8 protein-coding genes and 1 pseudogene are annotated in these 10,729 nt (G+C 32.2%); 5 read left to right on the top strand and 4 right to left on the bottom strand.

Annotated features, from left to right (window positions below; all coding sequences use genetic code 11):
- From AABL85_RS11675 to AABL85_RS11665, 3 genes and pseudogenes are all read right to left on the bottom strand, one after another.
- Positions 1-1,126 (bottom strand): annotated as a pseudogene (locus AABL85_RS11675) (hypothetical protein); the annotation flags it as partial.
- 423 nt (positions 1,127-1,549) lie between these two features.
- Positions 1,550-2,458, bottom strand: coding sequence for an AraC family transcriptional regulator (locus tag AABL85_RS11670; RefSeq protein ID WP_341310209.1), 909 nt, complete (start codon positions 2,456-2,458; stop codon positions 1,550-1,552).
- A 243-nt stretch (positions 2,459-2,701) separates the two neighbouring features.
- On the bottom strand, positions 2,702-3,277 hold the full coding sequence (locus tag AABL85_RS11665) for a hypothetical protein (RefSeq protein WP_341310208.1): 576 nt from the start codon (positions 3,275-3,277) through the stop codon (positions 2,702-2,704).
- An 859-nt stretch (positions 3,278-4,136) separates the two neighbouring features.
- Here AABL85_RS11665 and AABL85_RS11660 point away from each other — a divergent pair.
- The gene (locus tag AABL85_RS11660) at positions 4,137-4,391 is read left to right on the top strand and encodes a DNA-binding protein (RefSeq protein WP_341310207.1); all 255 of its coding nucleotides are present in this window, start codon (positions 4,137-4,139) and stop codon (positions 4,389-4,391) included.
- An 87-nt stretch (positions 4,392-4,478) separates the two neighbouring features.
- Here AABL85_RS11660 and AABL85_RS11655 read toward each other — a convergent pair whose 3' ends face one another.
- A complete protein-coding gene (locus AABL85_RS11655) occupies positions 4,479-5,801 on the bottom strand; it encodes a site-specific integrase (protein WP_341310206.1) in 1,323 nt (440 codons plus the stop codon).
- Between the two features lie 600 nt (positions 5,802-6,401).
- Between AABL85_RS11655 and AABL85_RS11650 the strand changes: the two genes are divergently transcribed.
- The 4 genes from AABL85_RS11650 to AABL85_RS11635 all read left to right on the top strand — a co-directional run bounded on the left by AABL85_RS11650 (position 6,402) and on the right by AABL85_RS11635 (position 10,723).
- Positions 6,402-6,755 carry a helix-turn-helix domain-containing protein gene (locus AABL85_RS11650; RefSeq protein ID WP_341310205.1) on the top strand — a complete coding sequence of 118 codons (354 nt, stop codon included), beginning with the start codon at positions 6,402-6,404 and terminating at the stop codon, positions 6,753-6,755.
- A 26-nt stretch (positions 6,756-6,781) separates the two neighbouring features.
- Complete coding sequence (locus tag AABL85_RS11645) at positions 6,782-7,087, top strand: helix-turn-helix domain-containing protein (protein WP_132772599.1); 306 nt, start codon at positions 6,782-6,784, stop codon at positions 7,085-7,087.
- An 87-nt stretch (positions 7,088-7,174) separates the two neighbouring features.
- Positions 7,175-8,641 carry a DUF3945 domain-containing protein gene (locus tag AABL85_RS11640; RefSeq protein ID WP_341310204.1) on the top strand — a complete coding sequence of 489 codons (1,467 nt, stop codon included), beginning with the start codon at positions 7,175-7,177 and terminating at the stop codon, positions 8,639-8,641.
- Between the two features lie 3 nt (positions 8,642-8,644).
- Complete coding sequence (locus AABL85_RS11635; RefSeq protein ID WP_341310203.1) at positions 8,645-10,723, top strand: DNA topoisomerase 3; 2,079 nt, start codon at positions 8,645-8,647, stop codon at positions 10,721-10,723.
- The last annotated feature ends 6 nt before the right edge of the window (positions 10,724-10,729 follow it).

Here is a 10,729-nt window from a genome sequence, read left to right as displayed (position 1 = left end):
TGAACTTTGAATTATCAACATTCTCAAACTTCTGAGTTACTTCATTCCACTCTTGGAAAATAACATCGCCTGTTGTTTGATCATAAACAATCTTAGTAAACCCTCCTTTACTCTCTGTGATATACTTGATATAATCATTGATTGTATTAAACGTACGACCATCTACTGTAATAGGTCCTTTAGTAACTATCTCTTCAAAATTATTAATTACGCCCCCAACAACATCAATAGCATAAATTCCTTTAGATAAATTTAAAGGATCAACATTAGAAGGAATAATATCATTATTAGCAATCAAGTATTCTTCTGAAACATAATACTGCTTATTAGCTACAGTAATAATCGCAGTTTTACTCTCATTTGCAGTAATTACTTCTTTAATAGAAACTTCTTTCCTTTCTCCTTCTTTAGTTACATATGTAAGTTTATCACCATCATAATAAACATTTCCTCCTACATACGTTCCATCTAAATAATTTGTGATATGTTCTTGAACAGTTTTATTATTAATAATATCACCAAACTTATTAATAACTGTTTCTTTTATTTTAATACGAACTCCTTCTCCAATAATATTTCCATTGCGATCTACTGAATTTTCATTATAATAAATATAGTCTCCAGTTTTTTCGTCATGTACTATTGTAGTTAATTTTTCTTTGATTTCTTGTTTGATAATTTTATCTCCATCTTTTATATAGGTATAAAACTTATCTCCTTCATAAATAACATTACCTTCAGTGTTTTTTACAATATTTTTGATGATATTTTTTACCTTATCACCATCCATATTTACAATTTCTTCAAAATTGTTTACTACAATTTGTGGAATATCTTTATCAGCTGTTAAGCGTGACCATTTATCTATATCCCAATAGTAGTAACCTGGAGTAATATCACCTTGTTTTTTTGTCGCATAGACTAATAAACTTTGCACGTTGCCGTTTCTAATTGTAACCTTATCCTTTGTGCTTTCCAATGCAACATTAGGAATTAATAAACCACGGTCTTTTGATTCAATTAATAATTCTGCAGATTTATTAGGAGTTGCTGTACCAATTCCTACTTGGGCATTAGTAGCAAAAGTTCCCAATAAAAGTGCAACAGGGAGTAATCTCTTTTTCATATATTTTAATATTGATTATAGATATTTTATGAAATATCCTTTTTAAAAAAACATAGTCAAAACTACTATTACTCAACGTTAAATACGGTATATAATAATCGCAATACGTGACTAACAAAGAGTTGTATCGCATATTTAACACACCTGTTTTTTTATGATACTTTTATTAATATTATAAAATTAATTAGTTGAAATCAGATAAAATAGGGCTTAGAGTATATCAAGATATGTAAGTAAAACAAAATCGATAGCACAAAATACCTAAGTAAAAAAGGACATAATAGGTATTATTAAATCGATATAAATAATTATTATTTAATAATATTTCATTTTGAAACAATTTTATTAGAATTTGAAACAAAATTCAAGTACTATTTTATCAAAAAAATAAAGATTAAACTTCAAACTATTCTAAATTGTAGTTTATTTCTTCAATAACTCTGAAGGAGGAAAACCATAAACATTTACAAAAGACCTATAAAATGTTACTCTTGAGTTAAAACCTGATAGCAAAGCCCATTTCTCTATACTCAATTCCTCATGATTATAATCATGTAAAGTAATAACAGCATATTCAATCCTAATACGATTTATATACTGATTAAAATTAGAGGCCTCACTACTTTTAAAAAAAGAAGATAGTCTAGTCTTAGGAATATTAGTGACCTTAGATAGCCTATTTAAACTTAAATTAGGATCTAAAAATAAACGATTTTCAATCAGTTTTTCATTTAATACTAAACTTATATATTGAAAATCATCTTCTTTATTCTCTTCAGTCACATCTTCCTCTTCTACAGTTTCTACAATTCCCTCTTTTTCCTCATCTATATCAACACATTCATATTCTACTTCCACTACACTAATCTTTAAGTCTATAGTAGAAGGCTGTAAGCTTAGTAGTTTATTAGTATTCTTTACTTTTATATTTAATAGTTTACCTATTAAATAGATACAACTAGAAATAATAAGAATTAAAGTACAACCTAGATAAATAAACAAAGGGTTTACATCAAAACCTCTTTCTTTAAAATCTGGTAACATCATAATAGATTCAAAAAAGAAAACTATGAGAAAAACAACTATAATACTCTCATTTCTGATACGTACAGAAGTCTGTACAAGAAGATAGTAACATACTAAAACATATACAATTCCAAGAATAACACTAACAATAGCACTGTAATAATTAAATATCTTTATCTGTTCTATCTCTTCACTTATATAATAGGAATAACCAATAATATAGATAAATGATAATAAGCTGACAATGTATTGTAAATAAAACAAGTACTTTGATCGATCAAATAGTACATAGAAAAAAAGGTCCATTAAATAAATTTAATAAAATGGATATACAAAAGAATTCAGCTGTAGAAAGATAATTGTAAAATAGCCCAACCAAAAAGTTAATAGACAATAAAATGCTAACTTCTACTAATCTTTTTTCATATTGGACAAAGAGTTTAATTCTCTTTATCAAAACAATATAAACAACAGCTATAACAAGGAATACAAAATAAAACATATAATAAATTATTGTAACTAATCTTATTTTTTAATAGATAACCTACATTAAAATACTCTTGTTGAATTATTTTCTTTTTTATACGAAATAAAATAGATTAAAATGCTAATAATAAATACTGTAAAAGCTATAATCTCAATTAAGATTGATGATTTAGCAACATATTTTTCTAAGTCTTCAATATGATATTTAAGTATAAAGACTTCAGAAACTAAAAAAAATACTTTAAGAATAAACAAGAAGAAAACAACATTTAACAATTCTCTAAAGCCAATAAAAAGATTGAGAATCTTAGACTTATTAATCCAAACAAATAAACTATAGATTACTGTATAAAATATAAAAACAGTAAACTCTAACCATGGTTGAAAGGTTAAAAAAAAAGTACAACAAACAAGCGCATTTAATATTAAGAGCATTTTAACTTCCTGTCCAAACACATTGTTATTTTTCTTAGCATAAACATTTAGTATAATGAATAGAGAAATAAAAGGTAAGAAACTAAACTTGCTGTCTTGTTTTATAAGCTTAAATAAACCAATAGATAAAGCAGCTAGTGAATAAACTAAATTTATAAAAATCAAACTAAATCTAGTCTTAAAAAATACAAGTTCGTTTTTCATAAAATATCTTTTTAACAACACTGCAAAGTATGTGAATTTTACACAAAAAACATTAAGAATAATCACATTTAATGAATTAAATATTTTATATACACATATTTTCCCCCATAAATATCTTAAAAAAATATCTTAAAAAAACATTATATGTTTAATAGAATAATTCCCTAAAATAAAACCACATTGAAATTAGGGAAAAAATGAAAAAGTGTAAATAATGTTAATTTTATTTTTTAACATATCTCTATCTATTTGTAACTAGATAATCAGATGATCCTAATAAATTGAAACATTATAGAATCTACTAAAAATGACAATATACAACATCTATTAACTAAAAGAAATCCATATCTAAAAAAAACAGGATGTATCTAGTATGATAGTTATAAAAATTATAATTCATAATAATGATACAAACTTTACTAGAATATTAAATCACATATACTTTTTAATGATCTTTAATTATACTAATTCTGCAAATAAAAAAACATTAATACTTAATCAAAAGAAAATTAATTTGTATTTCACTAACAAAGAAATTATATCTAATTTCACATTCCATTACACAAGCTTGAACAAAAAATAACTTGAAAATATTTATACAATCCTTAAACTAATATGGATTATAAGTATCTATAAATCGTCAGAAAAAGTGTTGTAAAAAACACAAACAGGGTTACCCTCCTATGAATACTAGGATGTGATTTATTGTATCAGTAGATCTATAACAACAAAATATCTCAGTAAGTTAAACAGTTGCTAAGATATTTCATTTAAAGCCAACCTCTTCTCTATTATTCCTATAATACTAAGCACTCCAACTCTCCTCATACATTAGTTGTTTAACCTAAAAACAACTATTATGGACAATCAAATTACAAAAGAAGACTTAAGACTGTTTAGTCAAACAATCATTGCAGAATTAAAAGAGATTTTTAATAAGAATTCAAAAGAAGATACCCTTGAATGGATAAAGGCAAAAGTAGCAAGACAACTGCTTAGTATTTCAGCAGCTTCACTACAAACACTTCGCATTAGTGGAAAGCTTAGATATAGAAAAATACTGGGTTCTTATTATTACAGTAAAGCGGATATTGATAATCTTTTTAAAGAATAAAAAAATAGTTTAACTCCCTCGTATTTCTCTGGCATGCGTACAGTTGAATTATTGCATAAAAACGATTCTACGAGGGAGTTATAATTATTAAACTATATGTTCTATTAAATCAATTAACTTACTTAATTTTTCTTCACTAAGATTTAACTTGTTTAATTTTTCAAGTAGTTGATTCTGCTTATCTAATGTAGATATAGGCTGCCCTTCTAATTTACTCTTTAGAATTTGCATCTCTGTTTTGATAGCTTCCTCTTCAGTTAGAGCGTATTCCTCTGTTTGTTTAACAGAGTGATGACCTAACATCTCTTTTACTACATGAATAGGTACACCGTTACCAAGTGTTACTGTGCTTCCAAATGTTCTTCTTGCCTTATGGGTATTTAAATTACTAATCTCACATAGAGATGCAATTTCATTCAAATACTCATTCATTTTTTGATTAGAGCGAACAGGAAGTACTACATCTTTTCCAATACAATCAGGATGATCTTTATATTTATCCATTATCTCAACAGCTTTGGGTAATAAAGGAATGGTAATATTAGCATCTGTTTTTTGTCTATTAGTTCTTATCCAAAAACTTCCTTCTTCATCTTTACTAATGTCACTCTTCTTTAATTGAAATACATCGATATAAGACAAACCAGTGTAACACTGAAAGACAAACACATCCCTTACAACACTAAGTCTCTCGCTATCAAACTCTTTGTTTTCTAAAATAAAAAGCTCTTCTTTAGTTAAAGGTCTTTTGTTGAGTTTTGTTTTCTTAGGTTTGTATTGCAAAAATGGATTCGAGGTTATAATCCCTTTTGCAAGAGCTCTTAAAACAATCTTTTTAAAGTTTGAGATATACTTTATAGCTGTATTATTAGAACACGCTCTAACGGTCTTTAAATAGTGTTCATAACTAGTAATAAATTCATAATTGAGTTCTCTAAACTCAATATCATCTTTATTGTAAACCTTTTTAATAAACTCTCCGACGTGAGATCTTGCAGTTACATATCTTTCATATGTTCCAATAGCATACTCCTTGGGCACAAGATTAAAGACTTCATCATTGTGTTTTTGAAATTCGTCCAAGACTTTAATTTTACTCTTTTCCTTTCCCTGTACATAATCCATAAGTGCAGCACAGGTAATAGGTTGACCATTGTTTAAAAGTTCTAATTGGTGTTTTGCTATTTTAGATACGATTGTATCTAAAAAGTAATTAAGCATTCTAGCATCTTCCTTCGTGCCACTTGCACGACCTGCTTTTTGGTTCCATCTGGTGGCATCCCATCTATGACTTAATGAAGTCTCTTTGCGAATGCCATCTACCGTGATTCTAAGGTAAACAAGCCTTAAATCACCTCCATCTCTTCCTTTTTTAAGGAAAAAATAAATTGATAAGCGTTTTTCTAGCATAATTCAACTGTTTTTAATTAATAATAAATATCGAATTAAAACACTCTCAAATCACAGTCTAAAACTCTCTGGCTCCTTTTGGCGTCTAGGTTTGCTCAAAAAATAGGTGCACACAAATTTAAACTTCTTGTGCCCCGAATTCCATTCCTTTTTTATGAGCACTTTTGAAAATTTCAGCAATAGCCCAAAAAAGAAAAAACCTATAATTCATTGAGAATCATAGGTTTTAAGCTGTTTTGATAACTTTTTAAAAGTTATCATTTATAATTTCGCGGAGAAGAGCAGGTTCCCGAACTGCATTTTTAGACCAGCTTAAAATATCCCTCGAAGAATATATGGATAAAGATATTTAGCTATTACAATACAGTAATTTAAAAGCAGTACGCAAAATGTACTGCTTTTTCTTTGCCCATATATGCCAATTGGCAAATGCTCTTAAACTTTATTACAAAATATTCAAAATACCCTAAAACCCTTATTAAACAAGGGTTTTACCAATTTGAAAAAAATTCAAAAAACCGCCAAACCAATTGGCAAGCATTGGCAGACAAACACTGCCACCTTTCACAATTTTGCATAATGAACTTTAAATGTTATGCAATGAAAATAATAACCATTGAAGAGGAAGCCTGGCAACAGCTTAACAGCCGAATCAATGCCATTGCCGACTATCTGAAAAAACAGGAAGATAAAAGTTATGATGACCTGTGGCTCAATAACCACGATGTATGTCAATACCTACACATTAGCGAGAAAACGCTATGGCGTATGCGTACCAAAGGCGAGATAGCTTATTCAAAAATCTACGGTCAGTATTTCTACACCATTGAGGCTATCAAAAATATGCTCAATGCAAATGCTATACAGAGCAGTGATGAATTTGTACAGGAGCTTATGGCAAAAGGCAAAAGCTATATCGAAAAAGGTAGAAAGTTGAAAACAGATAAAAAATAGGTATGAACCCTTAAAAGTATATTCCTATGAATATTGACAGAATGGAATTTTTGGCGTGGATGGAACGCCTAATGGGTCGACTCGATATGCTGGGCGATAATATAGACGAGTTGCAAAAGAAACGTAATAGCATAGATGGAGAGGAACTGCTCGATAATCAGGATTTGCTCCAAATGCTGAAAATAAGCAACCGTTCTCTGCAACGGTATCGCTCCATCGGCAAACTGCCCTATTACACGATAAGCGGAAAATTATATTACAAGCTGTCCGATGTGCATCAGTTCATTAGAGAGAGCTTTAACCCTCCAACAATTAAGATGGGTGGCCAATAAGTGACAAACACTGCCTTTGACTGCCACTTCTGGCAATGCAGTGAACGCTTCTTTTACATTCGGCAGTGAATTTTAAATTTTCAGACTATGAGTGAAGAAACAACAAGTAAACAGGAAATGCCCGAACAACTATCGGACATATTATTGGTGTTGGATAAAGAAAAAATGAAAATCCAGGCAGTAAAGAGTATTGACGAAAACGGAAAATTGGAAACCGTTGACCCCACGAAGAAAAACCAAAACCAGTTTATGCGTGTAGACAAAAGTGGCGATTTCTTTTCCAACTTCTTCTCTAATTTTTTCCGCCAACTGAAGGACCCTACTAACTTTTCATTCTTCAAAGTGCCTGCACCTATCGCAGTTGAAAAAGCACAGGAAATGCAAAAACAGGTTGATAAGCCAACTCTCGAAGGCGAAAAAGTGATGAAAGAACACGAAATAAAAGCCGGAGCAAAACAGGATAGCAAACAAGAAAATCAAAAAGATATGGCAACAACACAAACAACACCGGAAGCTAGCGAATACCGTTATAAACCGGAGCAGATTGATTGGGACACAATGAACAATCTCGGATTAAGCAAGGAATTCCTTGAAAAGAAAAATCTATTGGAACCTTTACTAAAAGGTTTTAAAACGAATGAACTCGTACCCATTGGTGTTAACCTCGGTGGTACTATTCTCCGCACGGATGCTCGCTTGTCCTTACAGCAAGCCGAAGATGGAAAAGTTGTTGTGGGAATACACGGCATCAAGAAAGAGCCTAATCTGCATTTTGAGTTTTTCGGACATAAGTTTACAGATGAGGACAAGAAAAACTTGCTCGAAACTGGCAATATGGGACGTATGGTTGATTTGAAAAATACCAAAACAGGAGAATTGATGCCGTCCATTATCAGTATAGACAGGCTAACCAATGATGTAATTGCCTTACGGACGGACTTCATAAAAATTCCCGATGAAATTAAAGGGGTAAAACTGAACGATACCCAAAAGCAAACTTTAATGGAGGGTAAACCACTAAAGTTAGAGGGTATGATTTCTACCAAAGGAACGGAATTTTCGGCAACGGTACAGTTCAATGCAGACAAGCGTTATGTGGAGTTCCTGTTTGACCGCAATAATTCCAACAGGCAAACGCAAACGCAAACCAATCAACAAACCAATCAGCAAAGCCAGCCGCAAGAAGCCCCTAAAACATTCAGGGGTAAAGAATTGACCGATGATCAACATAGGGATTTCAAAGCCGGTCAAACCATCTACATTGATGGATTGAAAGATAAAAAAGGTCAACCATATCAAGGTTATATCACTTTCAATAAGGAAAATGGAAAAACCAATTTTGAATTTCCAAATCAATATAAGGAAAGGATAAAACCAACCGAAACCCATAAAACGCAGACTGCCGTCAATTCTGAAGGAAAGACAAACGAAGCTACAAAAAAAATCAAAGAGCCTTTGAAGTCTGGTCAACAAACACCGAAAAACAAACAACAGCAGGAGCAACAAGAAAAACCCAAAGCTCCAGCGAAAACCAGAGGCAAAAAAATATCTTAAAGTATGAAAACAATCATTGCAGAAAAACCAAGCGTAGCAAGGGAAATAGCCGGACTTGTGGGGGCATCCGATAAAAAGGACGGCTACCTGACAGGCAACGGTTATTTTGTTACCTGGGCATTCGGACATTTAATCGGATTGGGAATGCCCGAAGATTATGGCATTTCGGGATTTGATAAAACAGCGTTGCCGATTTTGCCCGATCCTTTTTTATTAACCGTTCGGAAAGTTAAAAAAGATAAAAGCTATATAGTCGATACAGGAGCGTTGAAGCAACTGAAAGTCATCGAACAGCTTTTTAACCGTAGTAACAGCATCATTGTAGCGACCGATGCCGGACGTGAGGGCGAATTGATATTTCGCTATATCTATGAGTACCTGAAATGCAACAAGCCATTTGAACGGCTTTGGATTAGTTCGCTTACCGAAAAAGCCATTAAGCAGGGATTTGATAAGCTCAAAGACGGAAAAGAATTTGACGGATTGTATCAGGCGGGACAAAGCAGAAGCCGAGCAGATTGGCTCGTGGGCATCAACGCTACACAGGCATTGAGTATAGTCGCAGGAAATGGCATCTATTCGCTCGGAAGAGTGCAAACTCCAACATTGGCTTTGATATGTAAACGCTATTTGGAAAACAAAGATTTCTCGATAAAGAAATATTGGCAGATACAGCTATCGCACAACAAAGAATTGATAGATTTTAAAAGCATTTCTAAAACCAAATGGGAAGACCAAAAACTTGCCGATGATACGCTGAAAGCCATTCAGCGAAGCGAAACGGCAACAGTTACATCAGTAGAAACCAAAAGTGTTACAGAGCAACCGCCTTTATTGTTCGACCTTACAGGATTGCAAAAGGAAGCCAATAAAAAATTGAACCTTTCTGCCGAAGAAACCCTCAACATTGCTCAAAGCCTTTACGAAAAGAAGTTTATCACTTATCCACGTACCGGAAGCAAGTACATTCCTGAAGATATGTGGGCAGAAATTCCCAACCTCGTGAGGGCTTTACAGGACAAAGAAAACTGTAAGCTAGCGGTATCAAAAATGAAATGGGGACGTTTCAATAAACGTATCGTGAATGATTTGCGAGTTACCGACCATCACGGATTATTGGTTACAGACAAAATCCCGTCAGCACTGAACACAAAAGAAAATGCGGTTTATGATATGATTGCCTTTCGGTTGCTCGAAGCCCTTTCACAAGCTTGTATCAAAGAGATTACTGATGTTGATTTACAAGCCTTGCATTACGATTTTACTGCAAAAGGCTGTAAAATTCTGGAAGCTGGTTGGCGTTCCATTAAAGGTAATTTCTCCGATGATGACACCGAAGTTTTACAGGATTTACCTGAACTAAATAAGAACGATGAACTCAAAATAAAAGAAGCTTCTGTTCTCGAAAAGAAAACCAAACCACCTGTACTTTATACCGAAGCCGGACTTTTATCGGCTATGGAAAGTGCAGGAAAAGAAATAGAAAATAAGGATGAACGCAAGGTTTTACAAAATATTGGTATCGGTACACCCTCAACAAGAGCTTCGATTATAGAAACCTTATTTACCCGAAATTATATCCAACGGGAAAAGAAATTTTTAATACCAACTGAAAAGGGATTACAGGTTTATGAATTGGTCAAAGACAGAAAAATTGCGGACGTTGCAATGACTGCCGAATGGGAATTGGCTTTGCAGAAAATCGAAAGCAACGAAGCAGATGCTGAAACATTTCAAAAGGAAATGGAAAACTACGCTTCATCTATTACAAATGAATTGTTGCAAACTTCCATTGCCCAAAATAATCTACCCAAATTGGTTTGTCCGAAATGTAAAACCCAACATTTGATTATCCGTGATAAAATTGTGAAATGTCCTGATGAAGTATGCAATTGGGTACAATTCCGCAATGTTTGTGAAGTACAAATCGGTATAGCCGATATTGAAAGCCTTGTCAAAAAAGGCAAAACCTCTCTTATAAAAGGAATGAAAAGCAAAGCCGGAAATAAATTCGATGCTTATATCGTGTTGAATGAGGATTGCAAAACCTCTTTTGAATTTGAAAAAAAACAAAAGCTATAAAAAATA

Source organism: Myroides odoratimimus (assembly GCF_038039805.1).
In the GTDB taxonomy this organism is placed as follows: Bacteria; Bacteroidota; Bacteroidia; order Flavobacteriales; family Flavobacteriaceae; genus Flavobacterium; species Flavobacterium odoratimimum_B.
Note: the sequence above shows the minus strand (reverse complement) of the source record. Positions and strands in the feature narration are given on the sequence as shown.

What these genes read in the sequence shown, in the direction of transcription:
- AABL85_RS11670 (WP_341310209.1), bottom strand. Translation starts at nt 2,458, where the DNA reads ATGGACCTTTTTTTCTATGTACTATTTGATCGATCAAAGTACTTGTTT.
- AABL85_RS11665 (WP_341310208.1), bottom strand. Translation starts at nt 3,277, where the DNA reads ATGAAAAACGAACTTGTATTTTTTAAGACTAGATTTAGTTTGATTTTT.
- AABL85_RS11660 (WP_341310207.1), top strand. Translation starts at nt 4,137, where the DNA reads ATGGACAATCAAATTACAAAAGAAGACTTAAGACTGTTTAGTCAAACA.
- AABL85_RS11655 (WP_341310206.1), bottom strand. Translation starts at nt 5,801, where the DNA reads ATGCTAGAAAAACGCTTATCAATTTATTTTTTCCTTAAAAAAGGAAGA.
- AABL85_RS11650 (WP_341310205.1), top strand. Translation starts at nt 6,402, where the DNA reads ATGAAAATAATAACCATTGAAGAGGAAGCCTGGCAACAGCTTAACAGC.
- AABL85_RS11645 (WP_132772599.1), top strand. Translation starts at nt 6,782, where the DNA reads ATGAATATTGACAGAATGGAATTTTTGGCGTGGATGGAACGCCTAATG.
- AABL85_RS11640 (WP_341310204.1), top strand. Translation starts at nt 7,175, where the DNA reads ATGAGTGAAGAAACAACAAGTAAACAGGAAATGCCCGAACAACTATCG.
- AABL85_RS11635 (WP_341310203.1), top strand. Translation starts at nt 8,645, where the DNA reads ATGAAAACAATCATTGCAGAAAAACCAAGCGTAGCAAGGGAAATAGCC.